A 22117-nucleotide genomic window follows, 5' to 3' on the forward strand; every position below is an offset into this window, starting at 1 on the left:
GAAACTCGAAGCCACGCCCTTGCCCTCGGCAAAGCGCACGCCGATTTCATAGGCGGCGGTGGGATCGCCCTTCAGCGCCGCGGCGCGAAGCAGCGGTCCGCCGATCGGGTCCGGCAATCGCTCGGTCGGCGGGATCTGAACCTGACTGAGCTTGCGGCTGGACGGCATCGGCTGCGCGTCCGGAATCGACCCGGTGATATCGCTGGCCGACGCCGGCGAACTCGCGGGCACAGCCCGCGGTATCGGCACCGATGTCGCGCCATTGGAATCATAGGGCACGGAAGCGTTGAACGATTGCCGGCCGATCGGCGTCGGCGCCGTCATCGAGGGCATCGCCGGCGCCGGTGCTGCCGGTCTGGCAACGGGATCGGCGGGCGGTTGAACCGCAGCCGGCGGCTCGCTCGAATTCTCGACCGCGGGTGGCGGCGGCGCGCTGCCGCTGTCGAGCAGCGTCATCGCCATCTTGAAGGTGCCGAGCACGATGACGACCACGCTCGCGCCAACCAGCAGCGAGCGAATCTTCGAGGTGATCGTCGACGGCTCCTTGGATTCCTTGTCGCCGGCGGGGGCCTTCGGCGCCTTGGCCGCGCCACGGGCGGCCTTCGCGTTAGCCTTGGCGTTGGCTTTGCCATTGGTCTGCGCGGCGGCCGCGGCCTGGGCGGCACGGCGCGCGGCGGCGATGAAGCTCGATGCGGTCGCAGGTTCGGGCGTGCCCGGTGAGATTTCGCTGATCGCGTTCTCGGAAGCCGCGATGCGCTCCGATGGCGAGCCCGGCCGTCCGGTCGGCCGTGTGCCCGGCTCGAGCGGATGATCGGGCGGCAGCTCCGGCGCCATGCTGGCGCGCGCCGACGCGGTGTGCGGCTCCAGAATCTCGCTGATCGCCTTGGGCGCCACCGCGGCGGTCGCGGCCGGCACGGCGGCATGGAATTCACGCGGCGCTGCGGCAAAATGCGCTTCGTTGGCGGCGGGATTGGGCAATTCCGGCTTGGGCTGCGGCGGCATCGCGACGCGCGGCGCCGAGACTTGAGATGCCAAGGCCTGAGATGCCAAGGCCTGGGGCGCCATCATTGGAGGCATAGCCGCTTGCGGCGGCGCGGCCCGGGGGACGGGCGGTGCTTCCGGCTGCGGCGCCAGCGGCGGCGAACGCACGCTGCGCAGGTCGCCCTCGATCATCGCCAGACGATCGACCACATGGCCAAGGGTATTGTGAACGGCTTCGAGCGAATCCTGGGTATGGCGGTCGCGTTCGCTCTGGCTGAAACGGATATCCGACAATTCGCGCTTAACGAGATCGGCGATGCCGGGGTCCTGCGGCGGCGCCATGTTGCGGCTGTTCTCGGTCAGCGCGGCGAAGTTGGCATGCTGGGTTTCGAGGTGGCGCAGGATGTCCTGCAAGCCGTCCTCGACCCGTCCGAGGTTGCCGCCGCGACCTTGATCGCTGGACGATTCGAGGCGCTCGAGCAAATAGGAGACGCGTTGTTCGAGATGGGCGAAGGCGGATGCGCTGTCGTTGCCGACCGGCATGCGGTCGAGCCGGTCGGACAGCGCCCGCAGCGCGCCCTCCAGCTGTTCGGAGTTTTCAGTCGCGGCGGGCCGCGCCCGGCCTTCCAGCGTCGAGGTCAAGGCGGCGATGCGCTGCTCGAGGATCGCGAAGGAATCGCTATTGTTGCCGGCGCGGCCGAGCTGGTCGACCTTCGACGACAGCATGTGGACGTCGTCGGACAGCCGGGCCAGCGCGTCGGTGGACGCGACATTGGAGACGATCGAGCGAAGGGCTGCGATAGCGTTTTCGAGCTGATGGACCGTGGAGGGATCGTCATTGCTGCGCAGGATCAAATCGAGCTTGGCGCCGAGATTACGGATCGCCTCCTCGTAACCGGCGAGCTGTTCGGCCGGGGTCAGCGAGCGCAGCACTTCGCGGATCTCGCTCAGTGCGCGTTCGATGCCGGCGAGCGCCTGGCCGTCGGTGCCGCTCTGGCGGGTATCGTCGATGCGGCGCGACAGCGAACGGATTTCGTTCTCGATCGATTCGATCGCCCGGCGCGGCATCGCCTCGGTAATGGCGGTGCGAATCTCGGCCAATTCGACCCGGAAGGCGGCGATCGATTGTTCGATCCCGTCGGGCCGCCGCAGCGCTTCGATCTGGCTGGTGATCTTGAACAGATGGCGCTCGAGCGAGGAGAAATCCGGCCCCGCCGGCGCGGCAGGTGCGGGCACGTTAGTTGAAGGCCTGGCAGGCGCGGACATCGCGGGCGCCATGGACATAGCCGGGGTGGGCATGCCGGGAGCGATCGATGGCGCGTGGCGCGGCGCTATCGGCCGTGGCGCGGCATTGTCGAGTTCGTTCTGGCGCGCGGCGATTTCCGCGATCGCCGAATCGAACGAGGCTGGGCTGATCGGCGGCGATGGACGATAGACCTGCGCCGCCGCGCGCTCGACCAGTTCGGCCTGGCGCTGCTTGTCGGCAGGCTGGGTGGGGCTTGCCGCGGCGGGATTTGATATCTGCGCCAGCCGGGCGTCGAGCCGCGAGATGGCATCGTTCAATTGCCGGGCAACGCCGGATTCTCCCCGGGCTTCGCCGCGGGGTGCATCGCTGCGCGGGACGTCATTGCGCTGCGGCGGCTGTGAAATCGCTTCGATCTGGCGGGTGATGGAATCCAGACGCTGGTGAATGTCGGCGACATCGCGCGTTTCCCGGCTGGGCATTTGGCCGGGCATCTGATTTGGCACCGGCGGCCGCGCCTGAATTTGCGGAGGGGCCGAATCACCGATGGTGGAATTGAGCCAGTCGCTCAGCGACATGCCGGCACGGCGCGCAGCAGCCTCAGCCCTGTCGCGGACTGATGGATCGATGCCGTCAACACTCCACGATACGCGCGAATTCATGCTCTGATCCGGTTCCGACCCCGGCGCCACCGTTTGCGCCACCCGTCTCCCCGCGCGTCCCAATTGACGAGACAATCGAATTACGCGCAGGTCGTCTGCCTCAAGCACCGACTTTTTCGTGTTACGGTAAATAACCGGTTAAGGAATTGAGGCCGGCCGCCTTAAAGTTACCCAATGGGTAAACCGGACCGGTTCCGGCGGCGGATTCTGGCCAGAGTTTTTAGGCTCTGGCTGACCGGGAAACGGCGACGGGCGGGTTCTATCCGTTGTTTTCGCGGCGGCCGTCTTCGAGCGGCAGGACGTTGGTCCCGCGCGCGATCGCGGACAGCGCCTCGATCGCCTCTTCGCACCACTCCGAGATGTTGCGCTCATAGCGCAAGCCGGCGCGGAGGCCGAGCAGCTTGCCGGTATCGGCGGGCGACGCGGTGCCGTCCGGAAAGCGCTTGTTGAGAATGCGCTCATAGCGCAGGAAGCGGTCGCGATGGTGTTCCAGCCGCGCCATCAGGTCGGTGCGCAACGGTTCGATGTCGACGCTGTCGAGCGCATACAGCCGGATCAGGAGATCGTCCTTGATCGATGGCGGGCTGCTCGGCCGGGCGGCCCAGTGCTTCAACGCGGCCCGGCCCTCGGAGGTCAGGGTATAGACCAGCTTGTTGGGCTTGCCCGATTGCACGACTTCGCGGCCCTGGATATGGCCGCGGTCGCGCAGCTTCGAGAGTTCGCGATAGATCTGCTGGTGATCGGCTTTCCAGAAAAACCCGATCGAGGAATCGAACGTCTTGGCGAGCTCATAGCCCGTCATCGGACGTTCCGTCAGGCAGGCCAGGATTGCGTCACCGAGCGCCACGTCGCCAGCCGTCCTTCCAGATCTCGATGAGTATCCTTGACTTTATGCACATCAGTGCATATGCGTCAATATGCATATGCCACGAGGAGACCTCCGATGACCATGACAGGCCTCGACAAATGGTACGGCTACATGAAATCCCACGACCGCACCGCGCTCTGGGATCTGCTGCACCCCGATGCCGTGTTTGAAAGTCCGGTCGTGCATACGCCGCAGCGGGGCCGCGAGATCACATTCAAATATCTGTCGAGCGCGGAAAAGGTGCTGGGCGGCGCGGGCTTCGTCTATGTCGGCGAATGGCGCAGCGCCACCGGCGCGGTGCTCGAATTCGAAAAAGAGATCGACGGCATCAAGATCAACGGCGTCGATATCATCACCTTCGATGGCGATGGCCGGATCACGCATTTCAAGGTGATGGTGCGGCCGCTCAAGGCGATGAATTTGCTGCACCGCCTGATGGGTGAACAGCTCGCGGCACAGTGACGCGACGTCCCGCTCGACACGCGCGATAATGGCTGCCGCGGACCTTGGGAATTTCCTCGAGAAACGGCTAAGCTTCGGGAAACGGCTAAGCTTCAAGTCAACGATAGCAGCAACGCGAAAATTCGCTTAAACGGCTCACCAAAGCATCACCCGGCCGGGAGGACATCATGCCGATCTACAAGGCGCCTGTGGAAGACGTCGGTTTCCTGCTCAACGATGTGTTTCAGATCGACCGCTACGACAATCTTCCCGGCTTCAGCGATGCCTCCGCCGATGTGCGCGAGGCGATCGTGGCCGAGGCCGCCAAGCTCAGCGAGCAAGTGTTGCAGCCGCTCAATCGCTCCGGCGATCTCGAAGGCTGCGTGCGTCATGACGATGCCAGCGTCACCACGCCGAAAGGGTTCAAGGAAGCCTTCAAGCAGGTCGCCGAAGGCGGCTGGCTCGGGCTTTCGGCGCCGACGGAATTCGGCGGGCAGGGCCTGCCGGTCACGCTGAGCCAGGTCGTCACCGAATTTCAGTCGGCCGCCAATATGGCGTTCTCGATGTATGGCGGCCTGACCATGGGCGCCACCGCGGCGCTGATCGTGCATGGCAAGCCGGAACAGAAGGCGTTGTTCGTGCCCAAGATGGTGGCGGGCGAGTGGACCGGCACCATGAACCTCACCGAGCCGCAATGCGGCACGGATCTCGGCCTGTTGCGCACCAAGGCGGTCAAGCAGGCGGATGGCAGCTACAAGATCACGGGCACCAAGATTTTCATCTCGGCTGGCGAGCATGATCTGGCTTCCAACATCATCCATCTGGTGCTGGCCCGGATCGAGGGCGCGCCATCAGGCATCAAGGGCGTATCGCTGTTCGTGGTGCCGAAGATCCTGGTCAATGCCGACGGCTCGCTGGGGCAGCGCAACGGCGTGTCCTGTGGCTCGATCGAGCACAAGATGGGCATCCACGGCAATTCCACCTGCGTGATGAATTACGACGGCGCCATTGGTTGGCTGATCGGCGAAGAGAACAAGGGCATGCAGGGCATGTTCGTGATGATGAACGAGGCCCGGCTCGGCGTCGCGGTGCAGGGGCTGGCGCAATCCGAAGTCGCCTACCAGAACGCGGTGGCCTATGCCCGCGAGCGCTTGCAGGGCCGCGCGCTGTCGGGGCCGCAGGCGCCGGACAAGCCGGCCGATCCGATCATCGTGCATCCCGACGTGCGCCGCACGCTATTGACCATCCGCGCCTTCAACGAAGCGGCGCGCGCGATGGTGGTGTGGACCGCGCTGAAGAGCGATGTCGCGCACAGGTCGAGCGACCCGAAGGATCGGGAGGCCGCCGACGACCACATGGGGCTGATGACGCCGGTGATGAAGGGCGTGATGACCGATGTCGGATTTTCCAATGCGGTACTGGCGCAGCAGATGTATGGCGGCCACGGCTATATCGCCGAAAACGGCATGGAGCAGTTCGTGCGCGATGCGCGCATCGCCATGCTCTATGAGGGCGCCAACGGGATCCAGGCGCTGGATCTGGTCGGGCGCAAGCTGCCGCGCAATGGCGGCCGCGCGGTGATGACATTCTTCGGCGAGGTCGCGGGCTTTGCCAAAGAACACGGCGCCGACGAGGCCATGAAGCCGTTCGTCGCACCCCTGAGCAACGCGCTTGGCCATTTGCAGCAGGCCACCACCTGGCTGATGCAGAATGCGATGATGAAGCCCGACAACGCGGGGGCTGCCGCCACCGACTACATGCAATTGTTCGGGCTCGTCAGCTTCGGCTATATGTGGGCGAAGATGGTCAAAGTCGCCCAGGACAAGATTGCAGGCTCTGGCGCCACGCCCTATCTGACCACCAAGCTCGTGACCGGCCGCTTCTTCATGGAGCGGATGCTGCCGGAAACCGCACTTCATCTCACGCGCATCCAGACCGGAAGCGCGACCACCATGGAATTGGCGGCGGAAGCGTTCTGAGGTCCGCCGATCGAAAAAGCTGCCACTAACACCCGAGCACGATGAGATTAGATCGAGACGCAGCAACAACGGAAGCGCGCTCCCTCTCCCGTTGGGAGAGGGTTGGGGTGAGGGGTTACGGCCTCTCGTTAAGCGCCCCTCACCCGATTTGCTGCGCAAATCGACCTCTCCCCGGCGGGGAGAGGTGGGCCAAAACACTCGGGCTGATCGACTCAATCCAAAGCTCCGCTTTAAGCGCGACATCTGCCCAATCGCCGAATATATTATGATCCTCATACCAGGAGGGCGTCATGCCTGAGGCATATATCTACGATCACGTTCGCACCCCGCGCGGCCGCGGCAAGGCCGATGGCGCGCTGCACGAAGTGACCGCGCTGGCGCTCGCCACCGCGCCGCTGAAGGCGCTGAAGGAACGCAACCATCTGGCCGAAGACGTCGTCGACGACGTGGTGCTCGGCGTGGTCGATCCGGTCGGCGAGGCCGGCTCGGACATCGCGCGCTTCGCGGCGATCCAGGCCGGGCTCGGGGAGAGCGTCGCCGGAGTCCAGATCAACCGCTTCTGCGCCTCGGGGCTCGACGCGGTGAATTTCGCGGCTGCCCAGATCATGAGCGGACAGCATGACCTCACGATCGGCGGCGGCGCCGAATCGATGAGCCGGGTCGGCATCGGCGCTTCCGGCGGCGCGTGGCCGATGGATCCCTCGATCGCGGTGCCGGCGTATTTCATGCCGCAGGGCGTTTCCGCCGATCTGATCGCGACCAAATACGGTTTTTCGCGCGATGACGTCGATGCCTATGCGGTGCAAAGCCAGCAGCGCGCCGCCAAGGCCTGGGACGAGGGCCGCTTCAAGAACTCGGTGATCCCCGTCAAGGACGTCAATGGCCTGACCATCCTGGCCAAGGACGAGCACATGCGTCCCACCACGACCATGCAGTCGCTGGGCCAGCTCAAGGCCTCGTTCGAGCAGGTGGGCGTGATGGGCGGCTTCGATGCGGTGGCGATCCAGTCGCATCCGGAAATCGAGAAGATCAATTACGTGCATCACGCCGGCAATTCGTCCGGCATCGTCGACGGCGCCGGCGCGGTGCTGCTCGGCAGCAAGGAGGCCGGTGCGAAACACGGCCTGAAGGCGCGGGCCAAAATCCGCGCCTTTACCAATATCGGCTCCGAGCCCGCGATGATGCTGACCGGTCCGGTCGATGTGACCCGAAAGCTGTTCGAGCGCTCCGGCATGAAGCAGTCGGACATCGATCTGTTCGAGCTGAACGAGGCGTTCGCCTCGGTGGTGCTGCGCTACATCCAGGCGTTCGATATCGACAGCGCCAAGATCAACGTCAATGGCGGCGCGATCGCGCTCGGCCATCCGCTCGGCGCCACCGGCGCGATGATCCTGGGCACCGTGCTCGACGAACTCGAGCGCACCGGCAAATCGACCGCTTTGGTCACGCTGTGCATCGGCGGCGGCATGGGCACCGCAACGATCATCGAGCGGGTTTGAGGCAACGTGCGACCGTAGGGTGGGCAAAGCGAAGCGTGCCCACCACGACAGACACCGGATCAAAATGGTGGGCACGGCGCGAAGCGCGCCTTTGCCCACCCTACGGTCAAAAATCGAATTGGGAGCAATCAACATGGCCTTCAAGAATTTCAAGATCGAGACCGACGCCGACGGCATTGCGCTCGTCACATGGGACACGCCCGGCCGTTCGATGAACGTGCTCGACGAAACCTCGATCAACGAGCTCGAGGCGATCGTGAAGCAGACTTCGGCGGACACAGCCGTGAAGGGCGTGGTCATCACCTCGGGCAAGGAAGCGCTGTGCGCCGGCGCCGATCTTTCGATGCTCGAAGGCATGGCCCGCACCTACGCTGAGACGCTCAAGGCCAAGGGCGAAGAAGCCGCCAACCAGATGCTGTTCGACCAGAGCCGCCGCTTCTCGCTGGTATTTCGCGGCATCGAGACCTCGGGCAAGCCGTGGGTTGCTGCGATCAACGGACTGGCGCTCGGCGGCGGTTTCGAGCTGACGCTGGCGTGCCACTACCGCGTCGCCGCTGAAAATCCGAAAACCCGCCTCGGCCTGCCGGAAGTCAAGGTCGGGCTGTTCCCCGGCGCCGGCGGCACCCAGCGCGTGCCGCGCATCGTGTCGCCGCAGGATGCAATGCAATTGCTGCTGAAGGGCGAGGCGATCAATCTCGACCTGGCCAAGGCGCTCAAGCTGGTCGATGCGGTGGTGCCGGCGGCCGACATGATCAAGGTTGCAAAGGACTGGATCAAGGCCGGCGGCAAGGCCGTCGCGCCCTGGGACGAGAAGGGTTTCAAGCTGCCGGGCGGTCCGGTTTTCTCCAAGGCCGGCATGATGATGTTCCCGGCCGGCAACGCCATCTTCCGCCGCGAGACCTACGACAATTATCCGGCCGCGCGCGCCATCATGAGTTGCGTCTATGAAGGTCTGCAGTTGCCGATCGACGCCGCGCTGCGGGTCGAGTCGCGCTATTTCACCAAGATCCTGCGCAGCAACGAGGCGGCGGCGATGATCCGCAGCCTGTTCCTGTCGATGCAGGAACTGAACAAGGGCGCCCGCCGCCCGCCAAACGTGCCGCCCACCAAGGTGAAAAAACTCGCAGTGATCGGCGCCGGCTTCATGGGCGCCAGCGTCGGCTATGTGTCGGCGCGCGCCGGCATCGACGTGGTGCTGATCGATCGCGACCAGGAAAGCGCGGACAAGGGCAAGGGCCACGCCGCATCCGTGATCGACGATCTGATCAAGAAAGGCCGCGCCAAGCCGGGCGATCGGGAGACCATCCTGTCCCGCATCAGCGCGACCGCCGATTACAACGCGCTGAAAGATTGCGATCTCATCATCGAAGCGGTGTTCGAAGATCGCAAAATAAAGGCGGAGACCTATGCAAAGGCGCAGCCGTTGCTGAAGGACAATGCGATCTTCGCCTCCAACACCTCGACCTTGCCGATCAATTCGCTGGCCGAGGAATTCAGGGATCAGGGCAAGTTCATCGGCATTCATTTCTTCTCGCCGGTCGAGAAGATGATGCTGGTGGAAATCATCGTCGGCAAGAACACCGGCGATGTCGCGCTGGCGACCGCGCTGGATTATGTGCGCACGATCGGCAAGACGCCGATCGTCGTGAACGACTCGCGCGGCTTCTTCGCCAACCGCTGCGTGATGCGTTACATCAACGAGGGCACCGAGATGCTGCTCGAAGGCGTGCCGCCGGCCATGATCGAGAACACCGCGAAGATGGCGGGCATGCCGGTCGGGCCGCTGTCGCTGTCCGATGAAGTCGGGCTCGACCTCGGGCTCAGGATCATGAAGGCGACCGAGGCCGATCTCGGCCCCAATGCGATCGACCAGGCGCAGAAGAAACTGATGGTCGAAATGGTCGAGAAACAAATCCGCTTCGGCCGCAAGAATGCCAAGGGCTTTTATGACTACCCGGAAAAAGGCAAGGGCCAGAAGAGCCTGTGGCCGGAGCTCGGCGCCTTGCAGCCCAAGCATCTGGACCCCGACACGCTCGACGTCGAGGAACTGAAACAACGCTTCCTGGTGGTGCAGGCGGTGGAAGCCGCGCGCACCGTCGAGGATCACGTGATCACCGACGTGCGCGAGGCCGATGTCGGCTCGATCCTGGGTTTTGGTTTCGCGCCGTTCACCGGCGGCACGCTGTCCTATATCGACTTCATGGGCACGAAAAAGTTCGTCGAATTGTGCCACAAGCTCGAAGCCAAATACGGCTCACGCTTCACGCCGCCCAAACTGCTGCTCGATCTGGCGGCCAAGGGCGAGACCTTCTACGGAAGGTTTCCGCCGAAGAAGCAGGCCGCGGCGTAACGAACGATTGTCGTCCCGGCGTTCGAGCTGTGAAGCTATTTCGACGTCATCCTGAGGTGCGAGCTCTTGCGAGCCTCGAAGGATGGCCGCAAGCACCGAGCTGAACACCATCCTTCGAGACGCGGCCAAGTGGCCGCTCCTCAGGATGACGGTTCCGGTGTATCCGGCCTTCGCCGGGACGACGCGAGGTTGCGAAACAAAAAGGGGCCGGATCATCGATCCGGCCCTTTGATCTATCGCAGATGACAAAACCTCACGCCGCCTTCGCGAGGCCTTCCTTGGCGAGGGCTTCCTGCACCTTCGGGCGTGCCTCGACACGGGCCTTGAAGGCCATCAGGTTCGGCAGCGCGGAGAGGTCGAGCTTGTGGCCGTCGGCCCAGCGCAGCATGGTGTAGAGGTAGCCGTCGGCCACGGTGAATTGCTTGCCCATCAAATAATCGCGACCGGCAAGCTGGCCGTCGGCGTATTTGAATTTGCCCATGATCCGATCCTTGAAGAACGCCTTCACCTCATCGGGGATCGCCGGGTTGAACAGCGGGCTGAAATTCTTGTGCAGTTCGGTGGTGATGAAGTTCAGCCACTCCAAAAGCTTGTAGCGCTCGGCGCTGTCACGGGCGGGGGCCAGATGCTTGTCGGCGGCCTTGTCGGCGATGATCTGAACGATCACGGGGCCTTCGGTGACCACCTCGCCGCTGTCGAGGCGGAGCGCCGGCACCTGGCCCTTCGGATTGACCGCCAGATAGTCGTCACCGTTTTCGAGCTTCTTGGCGCGAACATCGACCTTGACCAGATCATAGGGCAGGCCGGCTTCCAAAAGCGCGATATGGGGGGAGAGCGAGCAGGCTCCGGGGGAGTAATACAGCTTCATCGGCGGTTTCCTCACAGTGAAATGGGCTGGTTATTTGCAGCGAGGGCGACTAAATGCATTTGCATGAAATAGTCAAGATTGATGCAGCTGCATTTAGTGCGGTAGACTGGTGAACGACAGTCTATGGATCGGACGATGAAACGCAAACCATCCACCGAGGCGACCGCCGCCTGGATTCGCCTGATGCGAATCCAGAGCCGGGTGCTCGACGCGGTCGAGCAGGAGTTGAAGAAGGCCGGCTTCCCGCCGCTCGCCTGGTACGATGCGCTGCTCGAATTGTCGCGCGCGCCGTCAGGCGAAATGCGCCCGGTCGAGCTGGAAAAGCAGATGCTGATCCCGCAATATTCGACCTCGCGGCTGATCGACCGGCTGGTGGAAGAAGGATTGGCGGCGCGCCGCGAATGCAAGGTCGACAAGCGCGGCCAGTTCGTCGAGATCACGGAACCGGGACGCGAGCTGCAAAAGAAGATGTGGGGCGCGTATTCGGCGGCGATCGAACGGCATGTCGGCTCGAAATTGTCCGATGCCGATGCCGTCAGGCTGTGCGGCTTGCTTGACCGGCTGGGCTGCTCATGTGACGACGCTCCGGCGCTTGCCGCCAGAGACGGGGTAGCGGCCCGGTGATACTATTTTCTCAATTCGCATCTTCGGATCCTGTGGTCCGAAGGTACCCCTGCCACACGGCGTGTTCGGTCGAATCGCCCTACCTGCGGAATTTGTATGGCGCGTGACCAGATCGATATGACGCCGCTGCAATCGCGCGACGAGTTGGTCGCGTGGCTGGCGGCCGGCGTGAAACCACCCGCCGATTTCCGCATCGGCACCGAACACGAAAAAACGCCGTTCACGCTGCAAGGCCACCATCCCGTTCCGTATGAAGGCGCGCGCGGCATCGGCGCGCTGCTCGACGGCATGAAGCTCCTGCTCGGCTGGGAGCCGATCATGGAGCACGGCAACATTATCGGCCTGTACGACGTCACCGGCGGCGGCGCGATTTCGCTGGAGCCGGGCGGCCAGTTCGAATTGTCGGGTGCGCCGGTGGAAAACGTGCACCAGACCCAATCCGAACTGATGGCGCATCTGGCGCAGGTGCGTGAGATCGCCACGCCGCTCGGCATCGGCTTTCTCGGGCTCGGCATGACGCCATCATGGTCGCGCCAGCAGATCCCGGTGATGCCGAAGGGCCGCTACAAGATCATGACCAACTACATGCCGAAGGTCGGCAAATACGGCCTCGACATGATGTACCGGACCTGCACGGTGCAGACCAATCTCGACTTCTCGTCGGAAGCCGACATGGTCAAGAAGCTCAGGGTGTCGGTTGCGTTGCAGCCGATCGCGACTGCGTTGTTCGCCAATTCGCCGTTTACCGAAGGCAAACCCAACGGCTTGCTGTCGTTCCGCTCCGAGATCTGGCGCGATACCGACAACGCGCGCTCCGGCATGATTCCGTGGGCGTTCGAGGACGGCATGGGGTTCGAGCGCTGGGTCGATTACGCGCTCGATGTGCCGATGTATTTCGTCAAGCGCGGCGACGACTATATCGATGTCGCGGGATCGTCGTTCCGCGATTTCTTTGACGGCAAGAACGCGGTGCTTCCCGGCGAGCGCCCAACCTTGTCGGACTGGGCCAATCATCTGTCGACGATTTTCCCCGAAGTGCGGTTGAAGCGCTATCTGGAAATGCGCGGCGCCGATGGCGTGCCATGGGGACGGCTGCCGGCGCTGCCGGCGTTCTGGGTTGGCCTGCTTTACGACGACAGCAGCCTCGAGGCGGCCTGGGACATCGTCAAGCACTGGAATGCGCACGAACGCCAGGCGTTGCGCGACGACGTTCCGCGCTTCGGCTTCAAGACCAGAATAAGGGACCGCTATCTGTTCGAAATCGCCAGGGAGTGCCTGGCGGTGTCCTATGCCGGCCTGCGGCGGCGCGCCCGGCTCGATCAGTCGGGGCGCGACGAAACCCGCCATCTCGAGCCGCTGCAACGCATCATCGACAGCGGACGCTCCCCGGCCGAGGAGATGCTGGAAAAATTCCATGGCGCCTGGAAGGGAACCGTGGAGCCGGCCTACGACGAATACGCGTTCTAGCGCAAATACCGGCTATGCCCGCGCGGCGTTGGGGCGCGGGCGTGCTTTCGTTTCCATTCATTTCAATCCGATCTTGGCCGCAATGAACGGCGATGTGCTTTCGCCGCCGTTCATCTGCCGTACAGGTTGATGGCGATCAAATGGCCGCCCGCGATCCGCGGTCAGGTCAGTCAATCGAAAGCCATCGCGAATGTGGGGACGCCGCCTGCTTAGGGCGTGTTGGGTGACATCAGCTTTCTTGGTGGCCATCACCGTCGTGCGGCCGGCCCATGCCCAGTCCAATTTCGATCGTCCCGGCGGTGATTATCAGAACGCGCCGGTCGCCTCCGGCGATCCGGTCGATTGTGCGCTGGTCTGCGAACGCGACCGGCGCTGCCGGTCCTGGAGTTTTAGCTATCCGACCGAGATCGGCAGCAGCGCGATCTGCTGGCTGAAGAACAGCGTGCCGGCGCGGGTCGAGGATGCCTGCTGCGTTTCGGGCGTCCGCGGCGCCGGCGTGGTGGAACCGCGCAACAGCGCGATCGAAACCTCGATCGACCGCTTCGGCGGCGATTATCGCAATTTCGACGTCAAAAGCGGCGAGGGCGACGAAGCCTGCAAGGCCGCCTGCGCCGCCGAGAATAAATGCCGGGCCTGGACCTATGCCCGCCCGGGATATGTCGGGCGGGAGGCGCATTGTTTCCTGAAAAAAGAGATCAAGCCGCCGCGGCGCAAGCCCGGGCTGATTTCCGGCGTGGTGAGGTGAAGCTATCTCGGCCGTCATCCCCGGGACGAACGCGGAGGGTTCGCCCGTGAGGTGCGAGCTCTTGCGAGCCTCGAAGGATGCTGTTCAGCGCGGTGCGTGCAGCCATCCTTCGAGGCTCGCCGAAGACGGCGAGCACCTCAGGATGACGGCGTCGATTGTTTCACAGCCTCTCAGGCTGAGGCAGCTTGGCCGTCATCCCCCCGCGCGACAGTTCCACCGTCATCCTGAGGTGCGAGCTCTTGCGAGCCTCGAAGGATGGTGTTCAGCGCGGTGTGTGCAGCTATCCTTCGAGGCTCGCCGAAGACGGCGAGCACCTCAGGATGACGGCCTCGATTGTTTCACGGCCTCTCAGGATGACGTCGAAATAGCCTCTCAGGCTGAGGCAGACCGTATCGATCTCGGTTTTGTGAAGTAACTTTCGCGGCGCTGCCCCGTAACTCGCATGCGCGGCAGCCGCCGATGGCGGGCACTTGCGATCGCGCCAAGGTAAACGAAGGCAAACAGGGAGCTCACGATGGTTCTGTCGCGACGATTTTTCAACGGCACGATGATCGCGGCGGCGCTAGCTGCTGCCGGCCTGTCCTCGTCCGCCTCGGCGGACACCACGGTTCCGTTCTCGGCCGAGGCTTTCAAGGCGGCCCAGGCCGCCGGCAGCCCGATCCTGATCGAAATCCACGCCGACTGGTGCCCGACCTGCAAGGCGCAGAAGCCCATCCTCGACCAACTCACCGCGGCGCCCAAATTCAAGGACCTCAAAATCTTCCGCGTCGATTTCGATGCGCAGAAGCCGGTGGTCAAGCAGTTCAAGGCGCAGATGCAATCGACCCTGATCGTGTTCAAGGGCTCGGCCGAGCAGGGCCGTTCGGTCGGCGACACCAGGCAGGCCTCGATCGCGGCCCTGCTCGACAAAAGCCTCTGAACTCCGAGTGACCGCACTCGCACTGGCCTTCGTGGCCGGACTGCTGTCGATCCTGTCGCCTTGCGTGCTGCCGCTGGTGCCGATCGTGCTCGGCGCCGCGGTAACCGCGCATCCGCTCGGCGCCGTTGCCCTGGCGGCGGGCCTCGCGGTGTCGTTCACCGGGCTTGGCCTGCTGCTGGCGCTGGTCGGATTTGGGCTCGGCATCGATGCCGGTACGTTTCGCTTCGCGGCGGCCGTCATCATGATCGCGCTCGGCTTGATCCTGCTGGTGCCATCCTGGCAGGCGCGGCTGGCGGCAGCGGGTAGCCCTATATCCGGCTGGGCCGACCGGCGCTTCGGTGGCGCCGCCGGTTCGGGACTGGCGGGTCAATTCGCGATCGGCCTGTTGCTGGGCGCGGTGTGGTCGCCCTGTGTCGGTCCGACACTCGGCGCGGCCTCGCTGTTGGCGTCGCAGGGGCATGATCTGCCGCAGGTCGCGCTGACGATGGCGTTGTTCGGGATCGGGGCGGCGTTGCCGCTGATCCTGCTCGGCCTGGTGTCGCGCGCAACCCTGATGGCGGTACGCGCGCGACTGATGTCGGCGGGAAAGCTCGGCAAGGCGCTGCTGGGCGCGGCCTTCATCCTGATTGGTGCCGCGATCGTCAGCGGCGCGGACAAGCGCGTAGAAGCCGCTTTGGTCGACGCCTCGCCACCATGGCTGACGGAATTGACGACATCGTTTTAGCGCGGGCGACGAGCGCAGTTTGTAGGGTGGGCAAAGGCGCTCTTTGCGCCGTGCCCACCACCCCAATCGGGAGACGAAGTTGGTGGGCACGGCGCGAGTGCGCCTTTGCCCACCCTACAAATTAAGCAGAGCAGTCATGGTTCGAGACGCGCGAAGACGCGCTCCTCACCGTGAGGCCTTCAATCAACGCACCGCGGTAAAAAACCGGCTGAGGCGAAAGCCGGACAGCCAGGTTACGATCGGCTGGCTGCGGATGCCGAGATCCCAGGAGCCGACCACGGCGTCGGCGCGGCCGACCAGATCGTCCATCGGCAACAGGCCGACGCCGCCTTCGCGCAGCGGAACGCGGCTGTCGGCCGAGTTGTCACGGTTGTCGCCCATCACGAACAGCCGGCCTGCCGGCACCGTCACTTCCTGCGTGTTGTCGAGCCGGCCATTGTCATAGATCTTGAAGATCTGGTGGTGCACGCCGCCCGGCAGGGTCTCGATATAGCGATGCGCCGGCTCGGAGCCGCCATTGTCATCCTCGGCTTCGCCGATGCCGTCCGGCTGGAGCTCGGCGGCGTGGTCGTTGATGAAGAGCTGGCCCTGCCGCATCTGGATGCGATCGCCAGGGAGGCCGACAACGCGCTTGACCCAGGCCTGCGAGCGATCGCCCGGCCAGCGGAACACCACGACATCGCCGCGCTTCGGCGTGCCGCCCAGCACGCGGCCGGTCTCCGGCAGCGTGATCTGGATCGGCAGCGAGGCGGCGCTGTAGCCGTAGGGAAATTTCGAGGCCAATAGCGCGTCGCCGATCAACAGCGTCGGCTCCATCGAGCCCGACGGCACATAGAACGGTTCGGCGATGGCGCCCTTGGCGAGAAACACCGCCAGCACGATCGCCAGCAATTGCACTGCTTGGCCGCGCCAAGTACTGGCCTTGGAATCGGTGGCTTTGGTGTCGCTGGCTTTGATATCGCCGGCTTTGGTTTCAGAATTCTCGACGCTCACGAGCCGGTCCCTCCGACCGTGATGCGTTCCATCCGCAAAGTCGGCTGGCCGACGCCGACCGGCACGCCCTGGCCGTTCTTGCCGCAGGTGCCGATGCCGGTATCGAGCGCCAGATCGTTGCCGATCATGGTGATGCGATGCAGGTCGGTCGGCCCGTTGCCGATCAGCATGGCGCCCTTCAAGGGCGCGCCGACTTTGCCGTTCTCGATCTTGTAGGCCTCGGTGCATTGGAACACGTATTTGCCCGAGGTGATGTCGACCTGGCCGCCGCCGAAATTGGCGGCATAGATGCCGTTCTTGACCGAGGCGAGGATTTCCGCGGGATCGCGTTGGCCGGCCAGCATGTAGGTGTTGGTCATGCGCGGCATCGGCACATGGGCATAGCCCTGACGGCGGCCATTGCCGGTCGGCTTCATGTTCATCAAGCGCGCGTTCTGCCGATCCTGCATATAGCCGACCAGGATGCCGTCCTCGATCAGCACGGTGCGGTTGGTCGGCGTGCCCTCATCGTCGATCGACAGCGAGCCGCGGCGCGACGCCATGGTGCCGTCATCGACCACGGTGACGCCCTTGGCCGCCACCTGCTGGCCCATCAGGCCCGCGAACGCCGACGTCTTCTTGCGATTGAAATCGCCCTCGAGCCCGTGGCCGACCGCTTCGTGCAGCATCACGCCGGGCCAGCCGGCCCCCAGCACGACATCCATTTCGCCGGCGGGCGCCGGCACCGATTCAAGATTGACCAGGGCTTCGCGGATCGCGCCGTCGGCGGCTTCGCGCCAGGCCTTGGTTTCGATGAAGCGCGCATAGCCCTCGCGGCCGCCATAGCCCTTGCTGCCGCTTTCCTGACGGTCGCCCTGGCCGGCCACCACGGAAATATTGACCCGCACCAGCGGGCGGATGTCGCGGTAGCTCTCGCCGTCGGGGCGCAGGATTTCGACCACCTGCCAGGTCGCGCCGAGGCTGACCGTCACCTGCCGCACCCGTGGATCCTTGTCGCGCACGTAAGCGTCAATCTCGGCCAGCAGTTTGACCTTGCTTTCGAAACCCTGCCCGTCCAGCGGATTCTCGTCGCCATAAAGCCGCACATTGGTATGGGTCGGAGGAGCGGCGAACGTCCCCGAATAGCCGCCGCGCACCGCCGCGACCGCGTCCGCTGCCCGGATCAGCGCCGGCAGCGAGACATCGGAGGAATGCGCATAGCCGACCGCGTCGTCCTTGACCGCGCGCAGGCCGAACCCCTGCGAGGTGTCGTAGGTGGCCTGCTTCAGCCGCCCATTGTCGAACATCAGCGCTTCGGTCTGGCTGTATTCCAGGAACAATTCGCCGTCGTCGGCCCCGGAAAGCCCGCGGGCCAGTTCATGGCGCACGGAAGCACGGTCGAGATTGGCGCGGTCGAGCAGCGAGGTTGTGGCGGGATCGGTCATTCATGGGGTCCGTTGTCGGAGGGGCGCATCCAAGATAGTTGTTTCCGGGCCGTTTCGCGAGGCCAGATCAACGCAGATTTACCGATGAATGCGGTCGAAATCGTTCCGATTGCGCCAGATCATATCGAAAGCTTCTACCGGGCCCTCGATTTTGTCGCGCGGGAGCGGCGCTATCTGTCGTTTCTGGAGGCGCCTCCGCTCGAGGAGACACGGGCGTTCGTGCTCGACATGATCAAACGCGGCTATCCGCAATGGGTCGCGCTGTCCGCTGGCGAGGTGGTCGGATGGTGCGATGTGACGCCCAAGACCAGGCCGATCTACGCCCATGGCGGCGTGCTGGGGATCGCCCTGCTGCCGCTGTTTCGGGGGCAGGGCATCGGCAAGCGCCTGATTCTGCGCACGCTTGATGCGGCAAGGGCGTTTGGCCTGCGGCGGGTTGAATTGACGGTCCGGGAAAACAACGCCAGCGCCATCGAACTCTACAGGAAAGTCGGTTTCGAGATCGAAGGCCTGCAGCGCCACGCCGTTCACGTCGATGGTGCTGCCGAGAACGTGGTCTGCATGGCACTATTATTCTAGTCGGGCCAATCAGGCCCTACGGCAACTTGTCATACCCCTCGCCGAGGCCGTTGAGGCTGAGCGGGAAGCCGATGCCCTCTTCGGGGGTTTCGAAGATGATAAAGGTCGCGGTCTTGGCGGTGCGCAACTGGCCCAAGAGCTTGTCGTCCATCACAACTTCGGCGACGCAACCGTTGGGCAGGCAGCGGACAAAACCGGCGCGGCCGACGTCGACATTGTCGAGTTTCAGGCCGAGGCCGGAGGGCAGCAGCACGCCGAGCGGCGCCACCACCCGCATCAGCTTGCTCTTCTGGTCGGCGGTTTTGAGCACGATGACGGTCAACCCGGCATTGGAGCGGTCTTCGGCCACCACGCTCTGGATCAGCGCGCATTGTTCAGTCTGGGCGCCCGGCGGGGTGTCGCAGCGGATTTGCCAGTCGCCATGAACCGACCGCACCGCGCCTTGGGCGCTGGCGGCCGCGGTCAGGCCGAGCAGGGCGGCGGCGATAAGACTCACGCGCAGCGACCAGCGCCCGGCGCTGGACAAGCGGCTGCGATGGCTCGCATCTCGGCGCGCGTCTTGGCTCGCGTGAGGTCCGTTCAGGTGTTTCGAAGGCCCCATCGGGGTCGATCCTTCCAGCATTCCCGTTTGCCAGTTTCCCTTAAACCCGGCCCATTCCGGCCGGTACGCGATAAATGAGGCCACGAACATTGGACTGATACGGCAATGACGGCGCCTTGAAGGCAGCCTTCAGCCATCCCTCAAGCCATCCTCCAAGCGATCCCCGCGCCGGAACGAGCCGCTCCGCAAGCCGCGAATCACGTTCCCGTGGAACAGCTGCCATGTGCCTACATCGGGCTACAGGCCTGTCAAGCACAGCCCGGCCGCAAAACCGCGGCTTTGGCCTGATTTCACGGGAAAATGTCACAGCGGCAGGGTAAGCGTTGATGCATCGGTCCACGCCTTACTACTGCATTGCGAGAGGCTGAGAATTATGGTTTGAGAGGCTGGATTTCGACGCGTTCTAACGATCTGGCCCAGGTTATTTCTGAAGTGCACTTCCGAAGTGTCCTTTAGAGTACGTTCGAAGGCCGTTTGTCGGGGAGCGGGTCGTGCGGCATTTCCTGCCATCCGGCGGAATGCTGAGGGGTACTATCGCTTTGGGATACTATGATGGGAGCGCGAACGGCATGAAGATGTCGAAGGGCCGGATCGGCCGGCGGTTGCTGGGATTAGCGGTGGCCGGGGTTACGCTGGTGGCCGGCGGGACGGCATTCGCCGAATTGGGGCAGCCGGCGCCGTGGGAATACAAGCTGCAGGGATCGGCCTCGCCGGTGATGGACACCATCACCTCGTTCCACAACATCCTGCTCTGGATCATCACCATCATCACACTGTTTGTGCTGGGGCTGCTGATCGCGATCGTGGTGAAGTTCAACGCCAAGGCCAACCCGATCCCCTCCAAGACGACCCACAACACGCTGATCGAGGTGGCGTGGACGTTGCTTCCGGTGCTGATCCTGGTCGGTATCGCGGTGCCGTCATTTCGGCTGCTGTTCGAGGAACTCGACGTTCCCAAGGCCGACCTGACCATCAAGGCGACCGGCAAGCAGTGGTATTGGAGCTATGCCTATCCCGACAATGGCAAGTTCGAATTCGACTCGCTGCTGGCGACCGACAAGCAGCCGCGGCTGCTTGCCGTCGATAACGAGATGGTCGTGCCCGTGAACAAGGTCGTGCGGGTCCAGACCACCGGCGCCGACGTGATCCATTCCTTCTCGATCCCGGCCTTCGGTATCAAGATCGACGCGATCCCGGGGCGCCTTAACGAGACCTGGTTCAAGGCGACCAAGGTCGGCATGTATTACGGCCAGTGTTCTCAGCTATGCGGCAAGGACCACGCCTTCATGCCGATCGCAGTGCGGGTGGTGAGCGATCAGGAATTCGCGGCCTGGGTTACGACCGCGCAGAAGAAATATGCAGCCGTGCCGGCGAATTCGTTCGCCTCGGTGGCCGCAGCGGCGCAATAGGCCAACTGGCCCAACAGCGCTTCGACGGGACAAGGGCGACGGGACCGCAAGGTCTGGACAAAGTCTGCAAGGGACTGAAGGCAGGATTTGAAAATGGCAACGGCAGCAACAGCTCACGACGATCACGCCCACGACGACCACGAACACGCCCACCCGACCGGCTGGCGGCGCTACGTCTATTCGACCAACCACAAGGACATCGGCACGATGTACCTGGTGTTCGCGATCATCGCGGGGGTCATCGGTGGGGCGATGTCGATCGCGATCCGCGCCGAGTTGATGTATCCGGGCATCCAGATTTTCCACAACACCCATACCTACAACGTGTTCGCGACCTCGCACGGGCTGATCATGATCTTCTTCATGGTGATGCCGGCGATGATCGGCGGCTTCGGCAACTGGTTCGTGCCACTGATGATCGGCGCGCCGGACATGGCGTTCCCGCGCATGAACAACATCTCGTTCTGGCTGCTGCCGGCGGCGTTCGCGCTGCTGCTGATCTCGACCTTCGTCGAGGGTGAGCCGGGCAGTAACGGCGTCGGCACGGGCTGGACCATGTACGCGCCGCTGTCGACCACGGGCCATCCCGGTCCGGCGGTTGATTTCGCCATCCTTTCGATCCATCTGGCCGGCGCCTCGTCGATTCTCGGCGCCATCAACTTCATCACCACGATCTTCAACATGCGCGCGCCGGGCATGACCCTGCACAAGATGCCTCTGTTCGTGTGGTCGATCCTGGTCACGGTGTTCCTGCTGCTGCTGTCGCTGCCGGTGCTCGCCGGCGCCATCACCATGCTGCTGACCGATCGCAATTTCGGCACCACCTTCTTCTCTCCCGAAGGCGGCGGCGACCCCCTGCTGTTCCAGCATCTGTTCTGGTTCTTCGGCCACCCCGAAGTGTACATCCTGATCCTGCCCGGCTTCGGTATGATCAGCCAGATCGTCTCGACCTTCTCGAAGAAGCCGGTGTTCGGCTATCTCGGCATGGCCTATGCGATGGTCGCGATCGGCGGCATCGGTTTCGTGGTGTGGGCGCACCACATGTACACCGTCGGCATGTCTTCGGCGACGCAGGCCTATTTCGTCGCCGCCACCATGGTGATCGCGGTGCCGACCGGTGTGAAGGTGTTCTCCTGGATCGCCACGATGTGGGGCGGCTCGATCGAGTTCAAGACGCCGATGCTGTGGGCGGTGGGTTTCATCTTCCTGTTCACGCTCGGCGGCGTCACCGGCGTGGTGCTCGCCAACGCCGGCGTCGATCGCGTGCTGCACGATACCTATTACGTGATCGCGCATTTCCATTACGTGCTGTCGCTCGGCGCGGTGTTCGCGATCTTCGCCGGCTGGTACTACTGGTTCCCGAAAATGTTCGGCTACATGTATTCCGAGCGGATCGGCAAGCTGCACTTCTGGTTCACCTTCATCGGCGTCAACCTGGTGTTCTTCCCGCAGCACTTCCTTGGCCTGTCCGGCATGCCGCGCCGTGTCGTCGATTATCCCGACGCGTTCGCGGGCTGGAATTTTGTATCCTCGATCGGTTCCTACATCTCCGGCTTCGGCGTGCTGATCTTCATCTACGGCGTGATCGATGCGTTCGTGCGCAAGGAGAAGGCCGCCGATAATCCGTGGGGTGTGGGTGCGACCACGCTGGAATGGACGCTGTCGTCGCCGCCGCCGTTCCACCAGTTCGAAGTGCTGCCGCGCGTGCAGTGACGCCAATGCGCGGCGCGCTGACCGCGCC

Annotated in this window: 19 protein-coding genes; 12 read left to right on the forward strand and 7 right to left on the reverse strand. The window is 63.8% G+C overall.

Features of this window, described 5'->3' with window-relative positions; all coding sequences use genetic code 11:
- Both GSQ88_RS03075 and GSQ88_RS03080 read right to left on the reverse strand, forming a co-directional pair.
- Window positions 1-2886 (reverse strand): hypothetical protein (locus tag GSQ88_RS03075; RefSeq protein ID WP_159005894.1); only part of this gene is annotated, 2886 nt, incomplete at its 3' end.
- 259 nt (window positions 2887-3145) lie between these two features.
- Window positions 3146-3733 carry a PadR family transcriptional regulator gene (locus GSQ88_RS03080; RefSeq protein WP_159005895.1) on the reverse strand — a complete coding sequence of 196 codons (588 nt, stop codon included), beginning with the start codon at window positions 3731-3733 and terminating at the stop codon, window positions 3146-3148.
- Between the two features lie 96 nt (window positions 3734-3829).
- On the opposite strand from GSQ88_RS03080, the gene GSQ88_RS03085 reads away from it, so the two are divergent.
- From GSQ88_RS03085 to GSQ88_RS03100, 4 genes are all read left to right on the forward strand, one after another.
- Window positions 3830-4216, forward strand: a complete 387-nt coding sequence (locus tag GSQ88_RS03085; RefSeq protein ID WP_502706678.1) for a nuclear transport factor 2 family protein — start codon at window positions 3830-3832, stop codon at window positions 4214-4216.
- 167 nt (window positions 4217-4383) lie between these two features.
- Complete coding sequence (locus GSQ88_RS03090) at window positions 4384-6174, forward strand: acyl-CoA dehydrogenase C-terminal domain-containing protein (protein ID WP_159005896.1); 1791 nt, start codon at window positions 4384-4386, stop codon at window positions 6172-6174.
- A 290-nt stretch (window positions 6175-6464) separates the two neighbouring features.
- Window positions 6465-7673 carry an acetyl-CoA C-acetyltransferase gene (locus GSQ88_RS03095; RefSeq protein ID WP_159005897.1) on the forward strand — a complete coding sequence of 403 codons (1209 nt, stop codon included), beginning with the start codon at window positions 6465-6467 and terminating at the stop codon, window positions 7671-7673.
- A gap of 133 nt (window positions 7674-7806) precedes the next feature.
- Complete coding sequence (locus tag GSQ88_RS03100; protein WP_159005898.1) at window positions 7807-10023, forward strand: FAD-dependent oxidoreductase; 2217 nt, start codon at window positions 7807-7809, stop codon at window positions 10021-10023.
- Window positions 10024-10276: 253 nt separating this feature from the next.
- Here GSQ88_RS03100 and gstA read toward each other — a convergent pair whose 3' ends face one another.
- Window positions 10277-10891 (reverse strand): glutathione transferase GstA, encoded by a 615-nt coding sequence (gstA, locus tag GSQ88_RS03105; RefSeq protein ID WP_159005899.1) that lies wholly within the window; start codon window positions 10889-10891, stop codon window positions 10277-10279.
- Window positions 10892-11026: 135 nt separating this feature from the next.
- On the opposite strand from gstA, the gene GSQ88_RS03110 reads away from it, so the two are divergent.
- Entirely contained in the window at window positions 11027-11515 is a 489-nt protein-coding gene (locus GSQ88_RS03110; RefSeq protein ID WP_159005900.1) for a MarR family winged helix-turn-helix transcriptional regulator, read from the forward strand.
- A 96-nt stretch (window positions 11516-11611) separates the two neighbouring features.
- The gene (locus GSQ88_RS03115) at window positions 11612-12982 is read left to right on the forward strand and encodes a glutamate--cysteine ligase (RefSeq protein WP_159005901.1); all 1371 of its coding nucleotides are present in this window, start codon (window positions 11612-11614) and stop codon (window positions 12980-12982) included.
- Window positions 12983-13039: 57 nt separating this feature from the next.
- Here the strand turns inward: GSQ88_RS03115 and GSQ88_RS35140 are convergent, their stop codons facing one another.
- Window positions 13040-13231, reverse strand: coding sequence for a hypothetical protein (locus GSQ88_RS35140; protein ID WP_210253731.1), 192 nt, complete (start codon window positions 13229-13231; stop codon window positions 13040-13042).
- Here GSQ88_RS35140 and GSQ88_RS03120 point away from each other — a divergent pair.
- The 3 genes from GSQ88_RS03120 to GSQ88_RS03130 all read left to right on the forward strand — a co-directional run bounded on the left by GSQ88_RS03120 (window position 13224) and on the right by GSQ88_RS03130 (window position 15370).
- On the forward strand, window positions 13224-13727 hold the full coding sequence (locus tag GSQ88_RS03120) for a PAN domain-containing protein (RefSeq protein WP_246735040.1): 504 nt from the start codon (window positions 13224-13226) through the stop codon (window positions 13725-13727). The two genes, GSQ88_RS35140 and GSQ88_RS03120, sit on opposite strands and share 8 nt — an antisense overlap.
- A gap of 514 nt (window positions 13728-14241) precedes the next feature.
- The gene (locus GSQ88_RS03125) at window positions 14242-14646 is read left to right on the forward strand and encodes a thioredoxin family protein (protein ID WP_159005903.1); all 405 of its coding nucleotides are present in this window, start codon (window positions 14242-14244) and stop codon (window positions 14644-14646) included.
- A 7-nt stretch (window positions 14647-14653) separates the two neighbouring features.
- The gene (locus GSQ88_RS03130) at window positions 14654-15370 is read left to right on the forward strand and encodes a cytochrome c biogenesis CcdA family protein (protein ID WP_159005904.1); all 717 of its coding nucleotides are present in this window, start codon (window positions 14654-14656) and stop codon (window positions 15368-15370) included.
- 183 nt (window positions 15371-15553) lie between these two features.
- Here the strand turns inward: GSQ88_RS03130 and lepB are convergent, their stop codons facing one another.
- Entirely contained in the window at window positions 15554-16327 is a 774-nt protein-coding gene (gene lepB / locus GSQ88_RS03135) for a signal peptidase I (RefSeq protein ID WP_159005946.1), read from the reverse strand.
- A gap of 32 nt (window positions 16328-16359) precedes the next feature.
- Window positions 16360-17787 carry a metalloprotease TldD gene (gene tldD, locus GSQ88_RS03140; RefSeq protein ID WP_159005905.1) on the reverse strand — a complete coding sequence of 476 codons (1428 nt, stop codon included), beginning with the start codon at window positions 17785-17787 and terminating at the stop codon, window positions 16360-16362.
- An 84-nt stretch (window positions 17788-17871) separates the two neighbouring features.
- Here tldD and GSQ88_RS03145 point away from each other — a divergent pair, with 84 nt between their 5' ends.
- Window positions 17872-18366 carry a GNAT family N-acetyltransferase gene (locus tag GSQ88_RS03145; RefSeq protein ID WP_159005906.1) on the forward strand — a complete coding sequence of 165 codons (495 nt, stop codon included), beginning with the start codon at window positions 17872-17874 and terminating at the stop codon, window positions 18364-18366.
- A 16-nt stretch (window positions 18367-18382) separates the two neighbouring features.
- On the opposite strand, the gene GSQ88_RS03150 is transcribed toward GSQ88_RS03145, so the two are convergent.
- Window positions 18383-18967 carry an invasion associated locus B family protein gene (locus tag GSQ88_RS03150; protein ID WP_502706686.1) on the reverse strand — a complete coding sequence of 195 codons (585 nt, stop codon included), beginning with the start codon at window positions 18965-18967 and terminating at the stop codon, window positions 18383-18385.
- Window positions 18968-19536: 569 nt separating this feature from the next.
- On the opposite strand from GSQ88_RS03150, the gene coxB reads away from it, so the two are divergent.
- The gene (gene coxB / locus GSQ88_RS03155) at window positions 19537-20376 is read left to right on the forward strand and encodes a cytochrome c oxidase subunit II (protein ID WP_159005908.1); all 840 of its coding nucleotides are present in this window, start codon (window positions 19537-19539) and stop codon (window positions 20374-20376) included.
- Window positions 20377-20469: 93 nt separating this feature from the next.
- Entirely contained in the window at window positions 20470-22089 is a 1620-nt protein-coding gene (ctaD, locus tag GSQ88_RS03160) for a cytochrome c oxidase subunit I (RefSeq protein WP_159005909.1), read from the forward strand.
- Window positions 22090-22117 lie beyond the last annotated feature (28 nt).

Source organism: Bradyrhizobium sp. S69 (assembly GCF_009766005.1).
Classification (GTDB): domain Bacteria; phylum Pseudomonadota; class Alphaproteobacteria; order Rhizobiales; family Xanthobacteraceae; genus Bradyrhizobium.